At 42.4% G+C, this 17,286-nt stretch carries 15 protein-coding genes; 6 read left to right on the forward strand and 9 right to left on the reverse strand.

The genetic code is table 11. The features are described from left to right. The first annotated feature begins 37 nt into the window (after positions 1–37). The 3 genes from R7E51_RS15555 to yegS all read left to right on the forward strand — a co-directional run bounded on the left by R7E51_RS15555 (position 38) and on the right by yegS (position 2,452). Positions 38–463 carry a bifunctional diaminohydroxyphosphoribosylaminopyrimidine deaminase/5-amino-6-(5-phosphoribosylamino)uracil reductase RibD gene (locus tag R7E51_RS15555; protein ID WP_005376542.1) on the forward strand — a complete coding sequence of 142 codons (426 nt, stop codon included), beginning with the start codon at positions 38–40 and terminating at the stop codon, positions 461–463. Positions 464–635: 172 nt separating this feature from the next. After that, a complete protein-coding gene (locus tag R7E51_RS15560) occupies positions 636–1,541 on the forward strand; it encodes a LysR family transcriptional regulator (protein ID WP_005376541.1) in 906 nt (301 codons plus the stop codon). An 8-nt stretch (positions 1,542–1,549) separates the two neighbouring features. Beyond that, positions 1,550–2,452, forward strand: coding sequence for a lipid kinase YegS (yegS, locus tag R7E51_RS15565; RefSeq protein ID WP_005376540.1), 903 nt, complete (start codon positions 1,550–1,552; stop codon positions 2,450–2,452). Positions 2,453–2,533: 81 nt separating this feature from the next. On the opposite strand, the gene R7E51_RS15570 is transcribed toward yegS, so the two are convergent. The 4 genes from R7E51_RS15570 to R7E51_RS15585 form a co-directional block, all read right to left on the reverse strand. After that, positions 2,534–2,869: a YgiW/YdeI family stress tolerance OB fold protein gene (locus tag R7E51_RS15570; RefSeq protein ID WP_005376539.1), complete on the reverse strand. Its 336-nt coding sequence runs from the start codon at positions 2,867–2,869 to the stop codon at positions 2,534–2,536. Positions 2,870–2,884: 15 nt separating this feature from the next. Next, entirely contained in the window at positions 2,885–3,532 is a 648-nt protein-coding gene (locus tag R7E51_RS15575; protein WP_005376538.1) for an AcfA family outer membrane beta-barrel protein, read from the reverse strand. A 165-nt stretch (positions 3,533–3,697) separates the two neighbouring features. After that, complete coding sequence (locus R7E51_RS15580; RefSeq protein WP_115386607.1) at positions 3,698–5,311, reverse strand: VRR-NUC domain-containing protein; 1,614 nt, start codon at positions 5,309–5,311, stop codon at positions 3,698–3,700. Positions 5,312–5,378: 67 nt separating this feature from the next. Beyond that, on the reverse strand, positions 5,379–6,611 hold the full coding sequence (locus R7E51_RS15585) for an L-lactate MFS transporter (protein ID WP_053303514.1): 1,233 nt from the start codon (positions 6,609–6,611) through the stop codon (positions 5,379–5,381). Positions 6,612–7,187: 576 nt separating this feature from the next. Between R7E51_RS15585 and R7E51_RS15590 the strand changes: the two genes are divergently transcribed. Beyond that, positions 7,188–7,544 (forward strand): hypothetical protein, encoded by a 357-nt coding sequence (locus R7E51_RS15590; RefSeq protein WP_005376535.1) that lies wholly within the window; start codon positions 7,188–7,190, stop codon positions 7,542–7,544. 103 nt (positions 7,545–7,647) lie between these two features. Here the strand turns inward: R7E51_RS15590 and dcuC are convergent, their stop codons facing one another. Continuing rightward, positions 7,648–9,015: an anaerobic C4-dicarboxylate transporter DcuC gene (gene dcuC / locus R7E51_RS15595; protein ID WP_005376528.1), complete on the reverse strand. Its 1,368-nt coding sequence runs from the start codon at positions 9,013–9,015 to the stop codon at positions 7,648–7,650. Between the two features lie 359 nt (positions 9,016–9,374). Then, complete coding sequence (locus R7E51_RS15600; RefSeq protein WP_017821552.1) at positions 9,375–10,499, reverse strand: acyl-CoA desaturase; 1,125 nt, start codon at positions 10,497–10,499, stop codon at positions 9,375–9,377. A 271-nt stretch (positions 10,500–10,770) separates the two neighbouring features. Here R7E51_RS15600 and R7E51_RS15605 point away from each other — a divergent pair, with 271 nt between their 5' ends. Then, positions 10,771–11,319, forward strand: coding sequence for a GNAT family N-acetyltransferase (locus tag R7E51_RS15605; protein ID WP_005376525.1), 549 nt, complete (start codon positions 10,771–10,773; stop codon positions 11,317–11,319). A 90-nt stretch (positions 11,320–11,409) separates the two neighbouring features. On the opposite strand, the gene R7E51_RS15610 is transcribed toward R7E51_RS15605, so the two are convergent. Continuing rightward, positions 11,410–12,027: an HAD family hydrolase gene (locus R7E51_RS15610; RefSeq protein ID WP_025767847.1), complete on the reverse strand. Its 618-nt coding sequence runs from the start codon at positions 12,025–12,027 to the stop codon at positions 11,410–11,412. 363 nt (positions 12,028–12,390) lie between these two features. Here R7E51_RS15610 and R7E51_RS15615 point away from each other — a divergent pair, with 363 nt between their 5' ends. Beyond that, on the forward strand, positions 12,391–14,436 hold the full coding sequence (locus R7E51_RS15615) for a hybrid sensor histidine kinase/response regulator (protein ID WP_025767846.1): 2,046 nt from the start codon (positions 12,391–12,393) through the stop codon (positions 14,434–14,436). 103 nt (positions 14,437–14,539) lie between these two features. On the opposite strand, the gene cqsA is transcribed toward R7E51_RS15615, so the two are convergent. Together cqsA and ylqF are read right to left on the reverse strand one after the other, a co-directional pair. Further along, entirely contained in the window at positions 14,540–15,721 is a 1,182-nt protein-coding gene (gene cqsA / locus R7E51_RS15620) for an alpha-hydroxyketone-type quorum-sensing autoinducer synthase (RefSeq protein ID WP_017635350.1), read from the reverse strand. Between the two features lie 337 nt (positions 15,722–16,058). Next, positions 16,059–17,003: a ribosome biogenesis GTPase YlqF gene (gene ylqF / locus R7E51_RS15625; RefSeq protein WP_005376521.1), complete on the reverse strand. Its 945-nt coding sequence runs from the start codon at positions 17,001–17,003 to the stop codon at positions 16,059–16,061. Positions 17,004–17,286 lie beyond the last annotated feature (283 nt).

Consider the following 17,286-nt stretch of genomic DNA (forward strand, 5'->3'; position numbering starts at 1 on the left):
ATATAGCGCCTCGTTTTTATTAGAGAATAGAGTTCAAATGAGCCAAGAGTTTATGCGCCGCGCATTGGAAGTGTCCAAAAATGCGCTTCCTGAATGTCAACCCAACCCGCCGGTTGGCTGCGTGTTAGTGAAAGACAATCAAATCGTTTCTGAAGGTCATACTCAAGCGATTGGTGGCAATCACGCGGAAGTGGAAGCGCTGAATGCGTATCAAGGCTCGTTAGAATCGGTGACGGCATACGTTACGCTGGAACCGTGTTCGTTTGTTGGTCGCACGCCAGCTTGCGCGGTGACATTAGTCAAATCCGGCATAAGCAAAGTCGTCGTAGCCATATTGGACCCCGACCCGCGCAACAGTGGTCGAGGTATCGAGATTCTAAAACAAGCAGGTATAGAGGTAGAAACGGGTTTGTGCGGCGAGGAAGTCAGCGAGTTTCTTACCCCTTACCTAGGCAAAGCCTAAGTCAAGCTTTACGTTGCACTATGGTGCCAGTTTATGTGGTGAATGAAGTGCGTCAAAATTGAGTTAAAACTCATTAAAACAAGCGATACCGCCCATTTATTGCACTTGGCTACGTGAAGGATCATGCTGTTAGATTAAAATAGAGAAAGTGACTTTTGAAAAATTTAATAGCATGAAACCGACCGACCTTAATCTTATTCCCATTTTCACTGCCATCTATGAAGAGCGTAACTTGTCTCGGGCGGCGGCGCGTTTAAACATCACCCAGCCTGCGGTGAGTAAAGCGCTAGCAAGGCTACGTGATATCTACGATGACCCATTGTTTCATCGTTGCGTTAAAGGTGTCGAGCCTACCTCGTTTGCGATGGATATTTATCCTGCTCTTCTAGCTTCAGTACAAAATTTCACTTCGACATTATCGGCCTCTAGTGAGTTTGACCCTAAAGTGTCGAATAGAGTGTTTTCTATTGCCTGTGTGTCCGTTGCAAGCTTTGAGTTGCTACCTCAAGTCATGAAACAAATCCGTGTGTCGGCGCCAAATGTTGCATTAGAAGTACATCCGCTTTTTACGGAAGATTTTGAAAGTGATCTGCGGTTACAACGATACGATTTGATCATTGATATCACACCAAGAGCAAGAACGGTGTTAAAACTGGAAACTGTACTTACGGAGCGTTTGGTGGTGGTATGTAGCGAAGCGCATCCACGCCTGAATGACGAGATTACGGCTGAACAATTTTTTGAAGAAGAACACGTAGTGGTTTCGCAGTGGCAGAGTCGTAAGAGCTTGTTAAACGCCGATGACATTGTCGACTTGGATAAGAGAAAGATTAAGTATCGAGCCTCAGGCGTACTAGAAATGCTCCCAATTATTTGTGGTAGTGAATACATTGGTTTAATGCCAGAGTCGATGATCAACTTGTTCAATAACACCTATCATGTTAAATCTTTATCAATGCCATTTGATGAACAAATGTATGAGCTTTGTACAATCTGGCATCCTAGTCGCACAAACGACAGCGCCCATCAGTGGTTACGTTCACAGATTAAGCAAGCAGGAAAAGTCATCAACCAATAGGAAGTGCAATGAAAAAGACAATACGTGCCATCCTTAACGGAAAAAAAGCTGGGAATCCAGAGTTAAGAGATGCAATCATGAAAATGAGAGAAAAAGGCATCGACGTACAGGTGCGTGTGACGTGGGAATCTCAAGACATGCCGCGGCTAGTTAAAGAAGCGGTTGATGAAGGCATTGAACGTATTGTTGTCGCTGGTGGCGATGGGACCGTCAATGAGGCGGCTTCTGCGATTATTCAAATTGACAAAGAAAAACGCCCTGAGTTAGCCATTATTCCCCTTGGTACCGCCAATGACTTTGCTACCGCTATTCAAGTACCTAATTCCATTAAGGCGTCTTTATCTCTTGCTGTTGAGGGGCAGTCCGCTTTGGTCGATTGCGTCAAAGCGAACGATCGCTGCTTTATTAACGTGGCAACAGCAGGGTTTGGTGCAGAAGTTACAGCAGAAACGCCTGTTGAACTCAAAAACTTTCTTGGCGGCGGAGCTTACACGTTAACTGGTGTTATAAAAGCACTTGGCTTTAAACCATATGACGGAACAATAAAGATTGAAGGTGGCGCGTATCAGGGAGAAATGTTGCTCGGTGCGTTTTGTAATGGGCGCCTTGCTGGAGGTGGGCAAGAGTTAGCTCCAAAAGCGATGATTAATGATGGGATGATGGATCTAACATTGGTGCGCCCATTTTTACCTCATGAGCTGCCTAAAGTAATCGACGAGATCAATAACCCGAGTGAGAAAGGAGAGTTTGTGAAGTACACTAAAGCAAGCTGGTTGGAGATAGATTTTCCGAATCCATTGCCTCTTAATTTAGATGGAGAACCTTATCATTCGAGAACCATTAGATTTGATGTTCAGCCTAAGAGTATACGATTAGTCGTACCGCAAGATTGCCCTTGCTTGACTAGCTAAACGAGCGTTTTCCATGATTATTGCGTAACACAGCCACTAAAATGTGGCTGTGTTATTTGTGTTGAGGTATTAGTCAACTTCTTAACGTTTTTGAATGGTCTCAACGTCTATTTGCGTAGTTGTCCAATCTGAATCAACCTCTCCTCGAATCATTACGGTATCTTTTGGTGTCACTTCTTGACCCATCCAATCTTCGTTGTCGATCTCTACTTCGATCTCACCAGTGTTGTCTTTGAACAAGTAAGTCTCGTTACCAAATGATTGAACAATATGCCCGGTTAGCACTACAGCGCTGTCGTCGGTTGCGTTGCGCGCCTCTTTCACCGTATTGATTGCACTGACTTCTGGACCATTAAACGCGGCGAAAACCGAGCTTGAAAGTAGGGCAAGCATGGATGTTAACAATACTCTTTTCATTATCATCTCCTTATATTAGAAGTAATAAGTTGTGCCTACGTTAAAGGATGCAGTGTTCGCGTATCGGTCTAGTTGATATTTTGCGTTTACACCTATGGTGAGCTGCGGGAAAATTCTGTATTCCGCACCCACTGAGAACATTGCGCCTAGCTCGTTGTTTTTCTCCGCGCTATGGAAAAGCGTGTTGGTCATTTCCACATCGTCGTTCGTGACAAGTTCGTATTCTTGATGTTTAGAAACCTTGGCGTTGTATTCCGTGTACGTTAGACCCGCTTTGAATTTTGTTGTCCATTTATCATTTAATGCATAGTTAAACACAGGAGCCAACGACACTTGCTTGGCTTTGATTGACGCATCCCAATCCATTTCATGATGGTAATCTTTGCCATCGATTGACTTGATACCTAGGTTTTTTGAACGACTATCATCAAGGTCAAACTGGCTGTAACCCAGTTCCAATGCCCAGTTGTCATTAAATGCGTAACCGACAAAGCCTGAGAAAATACCGTCTTCAAGCTCAGGGTTGAGTGTTACGTTGTCAGTTGAAAAGTGAGGTTCCAAATCATGGTCAGTGGTGCCTAGTCCATATTCCAGACCTACATAAGGAGCCGCAGATACCGAAACTGAGCAGGTAACAAGTAACGCAAGAAGTGTTTTGTTCATTTTATTTTGCCTCTTCAAATCAACTTAGTGAGTAGAAGCGCATTTTGTGTGAAGAAGCGTGAAGCGATCGTGAAGAAACGAAAAAATGTTTAGAAAAAAGAGCAAGGGGCGATAACCGAGGGGCGGTTTGAGTGAACAAACACCAAGCTCTTTATATAGAGTAAGTTAAGTTGCTGCGACGTAACACACCGCAAACGGGACATTAAGGCGAGTAAACTCTTTGATCCAACGCCATTGGTTATCCTGGAGTTTATCGCCTGGCCCTTTTACTTCAATCCATTCGAACTCGTTTCCTTTAAAAGCAATCAGATCAGGCATCCCATTGCGGTAAAGCTTTAGGTCACTCAATTGTATTTTAAATAGCGCCATCAACATGTTAGTTGGGATTGTATCGAGTGCCATTTCGAGTAGCTCTTTACTTATTAAGCTCCAATGCACAAATGGATTGCTGATACCAAACTTCTCATCGTATCTAGTTAACAACGTATAAGTATTGCCCGTTTCCAACATATCAAACGTCGCATCTATCAAAGCTTGGCGTTTGGTAACAAAATCAGAATGGTACAAATCCAGAGGACGATGTTGATAGGCATTGATGAATGCGCCTTCGATGGGAGCGAAAATCGCATCCCAAAAAGTGAGACCAAGTAATGCATTAAGCAGTGCATTTTCGGCGTAAAATACAGTCCAGCCTAAGGACTCAAAATACGCTTTGCTGGCGAGTTCGACTCTCTGTTGAGATAAATCCAGTTCAAGGCGGTATTCCGTACAGGTTGGCTTCGTCACTCTTGGCACTTTCTCGCCTTGTTTTCGTTTTAACCGTTGCTCAAGTTTTTGTGCAACTTCGAGCTCAGACACATCGATCGGTGAGTTAAGCATATCTGTGACAATGTCACCAAATAAATCATCATGGTTTAATTTGTCATAGATACGTGCGCGTCGTTCTCGGCTCGGTGTGAGTTGAGTTTGGCCAAATAGAGACAGGGCGGTCTCTAGATCATTAAGCCGTTCGTAATCACGTGCTATGTCATTCAACATGTGCTCGCGTTTACGATCTACGTAACGGTGTTTAACGGGCTGAGGCATTGCCTCAATTAATAAGTCGAGATTGGCTTTGTCTTTTCGGTCAAATTGCCAGTACAGGTTGGCCAACTGGCTTAGTTCAATTAAACGGTCTATTTGCTCACGTGAATCAAAGAAACGGCGCACTTTACTCAATTGATATTGCTCGAACTGATGCAAACCTAAGTCATCAAGCACAAACTGACTTAAGTCTTGATGGGTGTTGGCAAAAAACAGAGTGAGCAACACGTCGATCATATGAGCTGAATTGAGTTTGACGATCGTAAACTCAAGCTTCTCTATACGATCAAATTCCGCATTACTCAAACGTTCGACAAGGGCGTCTTTCTTGAGTGATTTCGGCAGTTCGGGATAAAGCGCAGAGATTTCTGGTTTGGTCAGTAAATTGGCCGCTAACTCTTGATGAGAAAGGGGTGGGGAAAGGGCTACAAACTCATGTTGACTCAATTCCGCCAGCGCTTCATTGATAGAAGGTATTTCTTGATAACTCAGTTTATCACTTCGAAACCAACATCCCTTTCGGCTGTATAAACGTACCAAAAGGCACTGGGCGTGTTTGCTCAAAGAATCAAACGAGCAAAGCCATGCGTGTTCTTCCTTGGTCAGTAAATCGCTGTACCAAGTTACTGCGTGATGAGTCAGCTTAAAGAAGTTCTCTAGATAGTAGTCTGGTGCAAGTTCGATAGGGCTTTCCATAAACGACCGATAACAAAAAAGGCTTAACCCATAGGTTAAGCCTTTTTGCTATCAAATCAATTCGCAATTATGCGTTTTTTAGCTGTGCTACTTTCGCATCAGACAATGGCTTAGTGATGAACGCAAGTACGATACATACTGCCATCATTGCCGAAGAAATTGTGTAAGCCAAGGTGTAGCCGTCGCCATTTGTCATCGAGAAACCAACAACCGCTGCGCCGATTGCACCACCGATACCCCATGCTGTGTAAAGCACACCGTAGTTAGTGCCGTAGTTTTTCAGACCGTAGAACTCAGCCGTTAGAGTAGGGAATACCGCTAGAAGTGTGCCGTAACCTACCGCTGCGATTGCTGTACCGATGATCAGTGTAAACTCAGAGTCGAACGTCGCGAACAGCACCATGTTTACGCCTTGTAGAACGAACGCGAGTAGAAGCGTACGAACACCGCCGATTTTATCTGCAAGCATACCCGCGGCAACACGACCGCCAGAGTTAAATACAGCAAGAATAGACGCTAGGTAAACCGCGTTTGGCAAGTTTGCTTGAACGCTTGCGATTGTCGTGATGTTACCAATGATCATTAGACCAACAGAAGCTGCAAACGCGTACATGATCCATAGAGAGTAGAACTGTGGCGTTTTCAACATTGCTTTCCAAGTTAAGTCATCTGACTTTTTCACCGCTTTAGGTGCTTGGCCTTCTTTTACTTTAGGCTCCGCAGGTGTGTAGTCTGCTGGTGGGTTGTTGATGGTTGCTGCAAGAGGAACCGCAATCGCTAGGATACCAACACCAAGAACCATAAAGCTAGTTTGAATGCCCATGCTGTCTATTAGCGCAGAAGTTACTGGCGCAAGGTAAATAGCCGCTAGACCAAAACCTGCCGCAATAATGCCGTTAACCATACCTTTCTTCGAAGCGTGGAACCACTTCATCGCAGAAGGTGATAGGCATGCGTAACCAAAACCGATACCTGCACCTGTGATCACACCGAAGGTAATGTTCAGCATGAGTGGAGTGTCAACAAAGCCAGACGCGATCATGCCCAGACCTGTAAGAACAGTACCTAGGATAAGGATCATTCGAGGGCCCATGCGGTCTTGAAGAATACCTGCAATAAGAAGACAGATAGAGAAAGTGATGGTTGCAGTTGCGTAAGGTGCAGAAGCTTCTGCAGCACTCCAGCCTGATTCAGTTACCAGTGCCTTGTTGAATACACTCCAAGCATACAGGATGCCAAGACAAAGGTTGATACAGAACCCTGCTAACAGGATGCGCATAGCTTTATCAATCTTGCTCATTTTTATTCTCAGTTTTTCCTCTTATTGGCAATGCCGCAAAGAAGGTTGGTTTAAAGATGTTTTTTCTCAAAATTAGTTTGCGTTTTTCAACGTTTAACGCAATGAGCGCGGATTATAACCAATAAATATGTGATTGGAATCTCTTTTTACGGTTACTGATAAAATAATTTGCAACATTAAAAGTGGATGTGAATTCATGGTTTTGTATGTAGTAAGAACGTTGTAAAAAAGTGATATTTTTTGTTCGCTAATAACGAATGATGAGTCAAGACAGAGAGGTTTTACGCTGTTGAGTGCACAGTTCACATTTCAAATAAAAAATTTCAAAATGTTTCCATGTTAACCATCTGTAACAAAAATGGCGAATTTATCATCTAACTGTCGTAAGTATCAGATGCAAAGGGTTTCTTAATTTTTCATTGTTAACCTTTTGTAATAATTGAAGCTGATTAGCTTTTATGTTCATTAAGTGAGCAAAAAAGTAACTTGTAATTGCTGATTTTAGGCGCAGAATATAGTGAAAAATGAGTTTTCATTTATGAAGGGATGCTTTTTAGATTTGTTGTGAGGTGACTTATGAAACTGTTCCTATTACTCATGGCTTCGGTATCCGCTGGTATCGCATCAGCAGACCACATCCATTCATTTATGTTGGGCTTATCTATTGCTTCTTTAGCGGTAGGTAGCTGTTATTTCTTCGCATTTCGCAGCTCGCGCTTTCCACAGCTTGCTTTATTCCTACTCATTTGCGGTATGCTTTCTAAGTTGACGATAACCGTAGTCGGTGTGATGTGGGGAATGTCCGCGGAATTAATCACGTCTCCAATCGTATTCGCACTTTCATATTTATTCTTTTCGCTTGCCGTTACCTACTTATGGTTTAGCTACAGAGAGAGCATCACTAAGATTCCTGACCGATTTAAGTCAGCGTAAATCAACACATTAGAATAAAAAAAACGCCAGCACATTTGCTGGCGTTTTTAATTAAACGTAATTTTGTTCGGATATTGCTTTTAGTTTGATCGTGGCAATACCGTTAGGCACTCATTGGAACAAGCACCATAGTACCAATAATCACCGTGATAAGGCCTGCTAGAACTGGAACGGATGTGCGTTTTACAACCTCAAACGGGCTGATGTTTGCCATACCTGATGTCGCAACGATTACGCCAGATACTGGTGAGATAGTACGGCCTAGGTTTGATGCTTGAAGCATCGGGATAATTAGGAAAGCAGGGTTTAATCCCATTTTAGCAGCCAAAGATGGTGCTAACTCCACGAACGCATAGAAAGGCGCGTTACCCGAACCCGTTGCAATTGCTGCTGCAACTGTCAATGCAGTTAGAATAAGCATTAAAGCAACGCCGCCTGCACCAGCATTATCTGCTAGATGAAGTAGGTTATCGATAGCACCGATAGACATCAGACCTTGTGCAAAAACCCCTGCGGCAACCAAAAGCATCACAACGCCTTTGAACGCGTCAGCCATGCCTGCGTAGCAAGAATCTAAATCTTCTAGTGATTTTTTACCATCGAACTTATTTACAACATAATGGATCAGAGCTCCAAGGAAAATCGAACCAACCACAATAGTGTAGATGTCTAGACTAAGTCCTGGAATGGTACGACCGTTGAATAGGAAAACGCCGATGATAGGTAGAAATGGAAGAGCTGCATAAAACGCTGGTGCGTCAGCTTTGATCTCTGATACATCAATTTTTTCCATTGGTGTATTTTCTTTCTTATCTAAGTATTTGTTCCAGAAGAACGCTGCCGCTGCCATGACGATGATTGCGCAAATAGAAACAGGCAACACAGTTTGTACCGCAAACACATCAAGCTCTAAACCAGACTTTTCTGCTGCGATAACAACATCACCAGAAGTAGGAGAAAGGATGATTGCCGCTGGAGAGGCACACACTGCAACGGCTGCTGGACGAGAAATGCCCATCGCGACCATCATTGGGAATAATGTCGCCATTAATAGTACGCCAAGGCCTGTTGCAGAACTTACCGCAAGAGACATTAAACACGCCACAATGTAAGCCGCTACCAAAAGGACGTAAGGAGACTTGATGACAGAAAGCGGTTTAGAGAACTGTTTCACTACCACGTTGTTCGCGCCGATATGAGTCATGTATGACGCAAAACCACAAAGCAGCATGATTTGCATACCAAGACCGCCACCGCGGTATTGAAGCATGTATTTCACGTATTCAAGCGCATCTGTCACCATGTTACCAGTTGAGGTGATTTTTGACGGCAGCACGTCGTGCCCCAAAACGCCAGTCATAAGAAGTAAAGCAATACCAGCGGTCAGTAACACGCCCGCAGCTTTATAGCCTTTGACAATAAAGTAACCCACCGCAATGGTAACCACTAAGCCAATTAAGAGCTCTAACATAGGGATCTCCGAATGTTATGTAAAAAAGAAAGAAACTGTTTCAGTTTATGACAAGGAATTTACAGAATTCTTAGCTGTGGCACGAGACAAATATGGGGCTTGCATGATCTGAGACAAATAATAATTTAATAAATAATTTCGTTAGATTGTATTGTTGGAATTTGGTTTTCTAAGTGTTATGTGCTGGTTTGAAGCTATTTATAGGAAGGAAAATATGACTAGGAAAGTGAATGAATAATGAGTGAATTGATTCACAATAGGAAAAAGACTTTACTCAATAAGCAATTATTGGAAAACACTCTTCACAACAAAAAAGCTTCGCCGAAGCGAAGCTAAGTAATCGTAAGAATGAGGATAAACTATGCGTATCGACGAACCATAAGGTTCCAACTACGTTGCTGCCGTTCGAACTCTGCTTTAATTTGCTGGTACTTCATTTTCGTTACAGAACATTCGTATTTCTTTACCACACTGGCAGTTTTGGCACCGAGTACTTCTTTGCGCATCTCGTAGTATTCCTGCATGTGATGAACTAGAGTATCAAACTCGTGCTGTAGCTGATCGAGGATCGTTTGCGTGTTCGGTTTCGATTCTAGCTTTTCTCTTGCTTTCTTCAAAAGTTGACTCGCACGGGCCTTTTCAATTCTAAATGTAGGCGTTGTGCGCAACTTAGATGTGAGTCCTAGCCAAGAACATGACTTTATCAACCACTTCGTTGGGTCGTAATGCCACCAATACACGCCATTGCGATAGTCATTCTCGAAAATATGATGGAAATTATGGTAACCCTCTCCAAATGTGAAAAAGGCGAGTACACCATTATCGCGAGCAGTGTTTTTGTCTGTGAAAGTTTGCTTACCCCAAATATGTGCGAGGGAGTTAATGAAAAAAGTCGTATGGTGACTCATAAAGAGTCGAGCCGCACCAACGACCAATAACATCCCCCAGATATCACCGTAGATCAGTCCGAGCATGACTGGGAAACCAATATTAGTCAGTAGGGCAAGTGGAACATAATACTTATGCTGCCACATGACGATTTTGTCGCGCTTTAGGTCACGGCAGTTTGTATATTCGTTTTCCTTTGATTTATTGTAATCACGTAACATCCACCCAATGTGAGAATACCAAAAACCCCGCTTGGCTGAGTACGGATCTTTATCGTTATTGTCGACATGTTTGTGATGCACACGATGATCAGAAGACCAATGTAATGCACTATTTTGCAAAGAAAATGCTCCTCCAATCGCAAAAATGGCGCGCAAAATAGGATGAGCTTCGTATGTTTTGTGGCTCCAGAGACGATGATAGCCTGCTGTAATAGAAAGGTTAGTAAAACTAAATGCAATCACTCCCCAAATTAGATGTTCCCAACCCAGTCCAAAATGATATGCATACCAAGGCATTACAATAAAAGTTAGAACAAAACTGGCAGAAAATATTAATGTATTCAACCAGATAACAGGTGGTTTGTTTTGAGTCACAGGTGTATCCCTAACTTTGAGCTAACAAGTGTTCGCCAGAATATCAGCGTACACATGTAAGTCAAATTAAAGTTAGACAAATGTGATGATTCCTTTGGGTGTAGATTAAGGAACTTGATGGGATATTTTGCTTTTAATTGAATAATGAGTAGTATTAAAAAATGAGCTCTGGCTTAAGGTGTATAAAATCTGCCAAGAAACAAGTGTTATAAAGGTGGAATATACCGAGACTCTATAAAGAAGCAAAAATGTAAGAAAATAGGAATACGTAATGGATTTACGATTAGCGGAATATAAGGACTACGAGCGCATTGCGCATCTTCATGCGGATAGCTGGAAGCGTCATTACCGTGGCATTCTTAGTGATAACTATCTTGAGAAAGAAGCGATTGACGACAAACTACTGATTTGGCAAACCCGTTTGACCAACCCACCATTCAATCAGCACATTGTCTTGGCGGAGGAGGGAGGTTTGCTACTTGGCTTTGTTTGTGTGTTCGGCAACCATGATTTCGAGCGTGGAACCTTTATTGACGCATTGCATGTTGATGACAGTTACCGTGGTCGTGGGATTGGTAAGCAGCTATTACTTGCTGTCGCAGAATGGCAACAGCAGTACTTTAAAGACACAGGTCTTTATTTAGAAGTTGTGTCGCAAAACATTTCTGCGATTGAATTCTATCGCCACATTGGTGGACAAGAGGATCAAGAGCGAACTTGGCGCGCACCTGATGGCAAAGAGGTGTTAGAAAAAGTATTCCGTTGGAAGAACGCCCAGTCATTAGTTAGTGGGATTGAGGAAAACGTGATTTACTCCTAACCTAGCGTTCTGAAACACTAGATAAGAGCAGTCTCAACACTGCTCTTTTTTGTTTATACACCCTAAAGTTATGTTTTTATTAAAAGCTTTCTAGAAGTTAACCCCCATGGCTTTTAGTTCGAGCTCACATTGCTGAGCATTTTCAAACTGAATAGCAGCCATGCCAACCGCTCGGGCACCTTCAACATTGTAAGGCATGTCATCAAGAAATACTGTCTCTTCGGGGTTAAGCTGATACTTTGAAAGTAGAGTTTGGTAGATCTCCGCTTGTGGTTTTAGTAATTGAACTTCAGAAGAGATGATTGCTCCATCAAACAGTGGCCAAAACTCATAAGTAGTACGAAGGTGTTCCACAATTTCGTTGATGTTGTCTGTGAGCGCATATACGCCATATCCGGCTCTTTTTACTCGTTTTAACAGCTCTATACTGCCGTAAAGTAATATTTGAGTGTGTTTTACATAATAAAAGAAGCGGCCCATTTCTTCCGTCGTTACTTGGTGTTCACGTTGATAACGCTGTTTTGCTTCCCTTTCGGAGATCGTCCCTTTATTTAAATCTTTCCAGATTTGTGATGAAAATAGCATCTGAGCCATTTTCTCTGACTCTACGGAACCACCAAATGTTAAGCGAACGATTTCTACTGGAGACCAGCGTACCAATACATTACCTACATCAAAAATGACATTTTTTATCTGGACAGAATTCATAACACATCCCAAGCCAATTGTTCTTCACCACGCTATATGCGGTGAGTACTGTTTTTGAATCGTTGGAAAGTCGTGCCAAAGGCGCGACTTAAGTTTCTTGCACAAAATGAGATTAACATCCAATTGGATACAGAGCGATTATCGCAAAATTGCACTAAACTATATGCAACTTTGTTTATTTGGTTGTAAATCAAGTGTAGCTGTCTTAAAAGATTGAAACTAAAGATAAGTATTGCGAGCTGTTTACGTCATTTCGCGCTGCTTATAAATGATGATTAATATATAATTAGTTAATAATAAAACGATAAAAGTGAATCAAAATCACACTATTGTGCGTCAGGCGGAGTAAGCAAAACAGATTATATGGACTCGATACGTAAGGTTTATCAATATGCAGAACCAAACCTAACTCTCGTTGGCTGGATGGGGTTTCTTGGCTTTCCGCTGTACTACTTTGTCTGGGAGTTTGCCTTTCCACAGGCTTATGAAAATTTACCTCTTAGATTGTTTTGCTCGTTATTGTTTTTCGGCATCATTTTTAGAAACCGCTTATCATCGACTTGGAGAGATTATGTTCCTATTTACTACCAAGTGACGATAACGCTGTGCTTACCGTTTTTCTTTTTTTATATGTTACTGATGAATGACTGGTCCAATGTATGGGTTATGTCGTTTATGTCTGCAATTTTCTTACACATTTTACTGGTTCATGTTACTAGGGTCATGTTTGCTCAAACCTTTGCTGGGATAGGTTTAGCAACATTCTTCGCTTGGGTTGCAAAAGGGTTCCATCTTGACTTGACCATGGATTGGACTCATGTGCCAATCTTTCTGTTTATTTATGTCTTCGGTAATTTGTTCTATTTTCGTAACCAAGTTGAACATGAAGCGAAAGTCTCGCTGGCAAAATCATTCGGGGCAGGGATTGCACATGAAATGCGTAACCCGTTGAGTGGGCTTTGCACTTCAATAGATGTTATCCAGTCGATCTTGCCCAACATGAAAGAGGCAGGAAAAGAGCAGTACGTCATGAGTGTAGAGGATGTCACCTTATTACGTGAAGTGAGTCAGGATGCAATGAACATTATCCAATCGGGTAATGAAACCATCGATTTATTGCTAACTTCGATTGATGAAAATCGAGTTTCTCGTTCTAGCTTCAAAAAATATTCAGTTCACTCGGTCGTTGAACGGGCAATTGAAAGCTTCAGTTATAAACGTGCCACTGATCGATTTGCCATATCGCTGGATGCGAGAAGTGAGTTTGAGTTTCTAGGTAGTGATACATTACTTAAATACGTTATGTATAACCTCTTCAAGAATGCCTTCCATCACCGTAAATCTGAAGATTTTCACATACATGTATCCATGATAAGTTCAGAACGCTTTAATCAAATTGTTGTAACCGATAATGGTGCTGGCATTGCTCCTGATGTTCTACGCAATATCTTTCAAGACTTTTACACCACTGGCAAATCAGGAAGTTATGGTTTGGGTCTACCGTTTTGTAAAAAAGTCATGCGTTCATTTGGGGGGAACATTGAGTGTCAATCTCAGTTAGGGGAGTGGTCTCAATTTACGTTAACTTTCCCACTAACGACATCTGATACCGTTACTGAAATCAAAAACGATCTGACTAAACTCAAAACCATTCTAACGGTGACTAGCCAAGATATCTTGGTGTCTAAAGTAACAGATATTAGCCGTTTTATGGGCTTTGACTCGACGATTTTAGATGCCAACCAAGTACTCAAAAAGAAAGAGTACGAGTTCGAATTCGATCTGATTTTTATCGATCTTGAGAGCTTAGATCCAAGAGCAAACCAATTGGATAGATTAGAATCTCTCTTGTCTTTCACTGAAGCACGCATAGTTTATCTTTTTGAGCATCATCCGACTCAGAGAGCACGTAAGGCTGCATATGAACCTATTTGGATCGAAACGCAAGCCTGGTTATTGAATACTAAACCAACTATTGAGCGTCTCTTATATGATTCAAGCTATGTATCGACACCAACGGCCTCGGTGACGTTAGATAATTCAAATAAGCGCACAATTATGGTCGTGGATGATAATGAATCTTTGCGTAAATTCACGGCAATGTTACTTGAAAAGCAAGGCTTTGAAGTGATTCAGAAAGAAGACGGGCAGCAGGCTCTGGATACACTAGAGCAAGAAGATGTTGATCTCATTCTGATGGATATCGAAATGCCAATTATGGATGGTGTAGAAGCGTCTAGGCGAATTCGAAGCTCGGATAAAAACTATGCGTCGGTACCTATTATTGCGCATACAGGGGATAGTTCACCTGTCACGTTGGACAAAATTGGGTCTTCGGGTATGTCTGACTTCATCGTAAAACCGGCGGATAAAAATCGTTTGTTCGATAAAATCGCAAACTGGATCTAATCATTCGCGACTTGTTTTCTTGAGGCGAGTTGCTCACAACGAATAACACGAATAAAGAGCTCAGCAAAACTGTTGAGCTCTTTAGTTTTATCTACACACTAACTTACACAAACTCTAAGTCAGGGTGTGCAAATGCTTGTTGGCAGACAGTGAGTACATGATCAACTTCAGCAGCTGTCATGTCTGCATTGACTGAAAAACGGATGATGTTTTTGTTCCTTCCAGTTGCAGGGCGGCAAAACACTGCGCCGTAAACATTTCGCTCTTCGAGAAAGTCGCGGACTCGCTCAGTGTTTCTCTCGTTACCACATTCTAATGCGATAATTTGTGATTCACTGCGAATAGTAAATCCAATGCGTTTTAAACCAACGGCTAAAGACTTGGCTCTTTCAAACAGAATATCTCGCTTATCATCTGATTTTCTTATGACGTCCAGTGTTTTCTCTAGCCGAATGATCTCTTGCGGTAATACGGTAGAACTAAATATTGCAGGGTACGCCACAAATGGAAGCGTCTTCGCCAGTTTTTCTGGGCCTAAAATCGCGCCAGCACGATAAGCAAATGTCTTGGCAAGACTAACGGTAATAAAATCTACCTTATGAGTTAAGCCAAGACCCTGCAGTATCCCCGCACCTTGTGGACCGTGTGTACCTAAAGAGTGTGATTCATCTACAACCAGGCCGCAGTCAAACTCCTGTGCTATTTCGTAGATATCACGTAGAGGAGCGATGGTCCCGATAGTGCTGTAAACCGAATCCACAACAATGATCCCTGAACCGTGACGTGAAATCTGTTTTCTTAGGTGACTGGTGTTGTTATGCATGAACGGATGAATTTGTGCTCCGGCAATACGTGCGCCTTCCCACAAAGACATATGTGCAAAGAAATCAATGTACACAGGTATGTTCGGTGCACAAATAGTCTGCAATAAACCGACATTCGCAGCCCAACCAGATTGAGAAAGTAGACAACTAGGCATACCAACGAAACTGGCTAGTTGCGTTTCAAATACAGGTTTCGATTCATCGTCTTGTAAGAAAATCGCGGACATCACGACGTTGTCATCGTGCTGGGAAATCGCATCACGATGCGCGTTTTGAATCTCCTTATTATGAGACAGTGCAAGGTAATCATTGCTTTGCAGGACAACGGCATTACACGGTGGGCGTTTACCAAGAACAAGGTGTTTTTTGTTCTCATTCGGTTCGATTAGATCTTGAATATAAAAATCTAGGCGTTCCTCGATAAAGGAGGGAAGTGGTTTGCTTTGTATAGTTTCACTCATAATAAATCTCTTCTTCATATGGAAAAACGCCAGCGCTGACACTTATTCATATTGCGGATTTTGGGGAGAGTGTCACTAACCAGGTTGCATAAGTTTGCAGACCCTTGCAAACTCGACATTTGAGGGTTGGATGGTGGCTGTAACTCTATAGGGGCCCGGGGTCTAAACTAGTTTGTGCTTAAAGTTTATACGGCGATTTTGCGGTGTTTTTTCGTGCTTCATATCTGGGATTTTGGATGAGGAATATAAAGTTTGAAAAGTGAAAAAAATGGGCGCATTAGATAACAAAAAAGGCGCGAAAATCGCGCCTTGAAACATGAGTAGATAAGAGACAAGCTTATCGCTTATTACGTAAATAGCGCTTACGACGCTCTTCTTTACGCTTCGCTTTTTCTTCTTCTTTACGGGCGGTCTCAATCTCGACTTCAATCAGCTCTTGAGTGATCATTTCTGGGCGTTCTAATGTAATTTGGCCCAAAGTGCCTTGACGAAGTTCGTGCAATAAGATCTCTGATACTTTGTGCAAGTCAACACGTCCACCTGCACGTAGTGCACCGCGGCGACGACCAATTTCTTCCATGATCTCGATATCTGATTCTGGAAGCTCTTCAATTTGATAACGCTCTTTAAGCTTGTCTGCATAATGAGCTGCTAGGTATTCAATGGTATAGAATGCGACTTCGTCATATTCCATCGCTGTATCTTTTACCGCGCCGGTAGCCGCAAGGCGGAAGCCACTGTGTGGATTTTCCACTTTTGGCCATAAAATTCCTGGAGTATCAGATAATACGATGCCATTTTGCAGGTTGATACGTTGTTGACGACGTGTAACCGCGGGTTGGTTACCTGTTACAGCGATTGTTCGACCTGCGAGGGTGTTAATGATCGTCGACTTTCCAACGTTTGGGATGCCCATGATCATGGTGCGAATGTTTTTACCAATTTCTTCTCGGTGTGGGGCAAGTTTGCGACAAAGCTCCATGATTCGATGCACTTCTTGTGGTTCAGAAGTCGTGATCGCCATTGCTTTTACATGTTGCTCTTGCTCCAAGTGCTCAATCCACAGTTGAGTTAACTCTGGATCGGCCAAATCACGTTTGTTCAAAACTTTAACGACAGGTTTGTCACCACGGATTTGAGAAATCAAAGGGTTTTCACTACTGAAAGGAATACGAGCATCCAGTACTTCGATGATCACATCCACTTGAGGGATTGCTTCTTCGATCTCTTTACGTGCTTTGTGCATGTGGCCAGGAAACCACTGGATTGAGTTATTAACCATTTGAATTTAATACCTTAATTTTTCTAATGCTCCAGCGGTTGTAAAAGTAGCAATGTGAATCTTGAGTAATACAATACTAGAACGCATTTTCTAAAACTGTGTTTACTTCAAGCTGCTCGAAACCGCGGAGTTGAGCTTTCTTTCATGTTAATGCGTCAGTTTATCATGGAATGATGATGAATCATTCAAGATGAAAGTAAAAAGCTATGGCGTGCAAACCTAAGCGCACACATCTCTTATATATACCGACTCGCAGTGAATATCCGTCTGGGTGAGAGACCGA

The organism is Vibrio sp. Vb1166, from assembly GCF_033338695.1.
Taxonomy (GTDB): domain Bacteria; phylum Pseudomonadota; class Gammaproteobacteria; order Enterobacterales; family Vibrionaceae; genus Vibrio; species Vibrio alginolyticus.

What these genes read in the sequence shown, in the direction of transcription:
- R7E51_RS15555 (WP_005376542.1), top strand. Translation starts at nt 38, where the DNA reads ATGAGCCAAGAGTTTATGCGCCGCGCATTGGAAGTGTCCAAAAATGCG.
- R7E51_RS15560 (WP_005376541.1), top strand. Translation starts at nt 636, where the DNA reads ATGAAACCGACCGACCTTAATCTTATTCCCATTTTCACTGCCATCTAT.
- yegS (WP_005376540.1), top strand. Translation starts at nt 1,550, where the DNA reads ATGAAAAAGACAATACGTGCCATCCTTAACGGAAAAAAAGCTGGGAAT.
- R7E51_RS15570 (WP_005376539.1), bottom strand. Translation starts at nt 2,869, where the DNA reads ATGAAAAGAGTATTGTTAACATCCATGCTTGCCCTACTTTCAAGCTCG.
- R7E51_RS15575 (WP_005376538.1), bottom strand. Translation starts at nt 3,532, where the DNA reads ATGAACAAAACACTTCTTGCGTTACTTGTTACCTGCTCAGTTTCGGTA.
- R7E51_RS15580 (WP_115386607.1), bottom strand. Translation starts at nt 5,311, where the DNA reads ATGGAAAGCCCTATCGAACTTGCACCAGACTACTATCTAGAGAACTTC.
- R7E51_RS15585 (WP_053303514.1), bottom strand. Translation starts at nt 6,611, where the DNA reads ATGAGCAAGATTGATAAAGCTATGCGCATCCTGTTAGCAGGGTTCTGT.
- R7E51_RS15590 (WP_005376535.1), top strand. Translation starts at nt 7,188, where the DNA reads ATGAAACTGTTCCTATTACTCATGGCTTCGGTATCCGCTGGTATCGCA.
- dcuC (WP_005376528.1), bottom strand. Translation starts at nt 9,015, where the DNA reads ATGTTAGAGCTCTTAATTGGCTTAGTGGTTACCATTGCGGTGGGTTAC.
- R7E51_RS15605 (WP_005376525.1), top strand. Translation starts at nt 10,771, where the DNA reads ATGGATTTACGATTAGCGGAATATAAGGACTACGAGCGCATTGCGCAT.
- R7E51_RS15610 (WP_025767847.1), bottom strand. Translation starts at nt 12,027, where the DNA reads ATGAATTCTGTCCAGATAAAAAATGTCATTTTTGATGTAGGTAATGTA.
- R7E51_RS15615 (WP_025767846.1), top strand. Translation starts at nt 12,391, where the DNA reads ATGGACTCGATACGTAAGGTTTATCAATATGCAGAACCAAACCTAACT.
- cqsA (WP_017635350.1), bottom strand. Translation starts at nt 15,721, where the DNA reads ATGAGTGAAACTATACAAAGCAAACCACTTCCCTCCTTTATCGAGGAA.
- ylqF (WP_005376521.1), bottom strand. Translation starts at nt 17,003, where the DNA reads ATGGTTAATAACTCAATCCAGTGGTTTCCTGGCCACATGCACAAAGCA.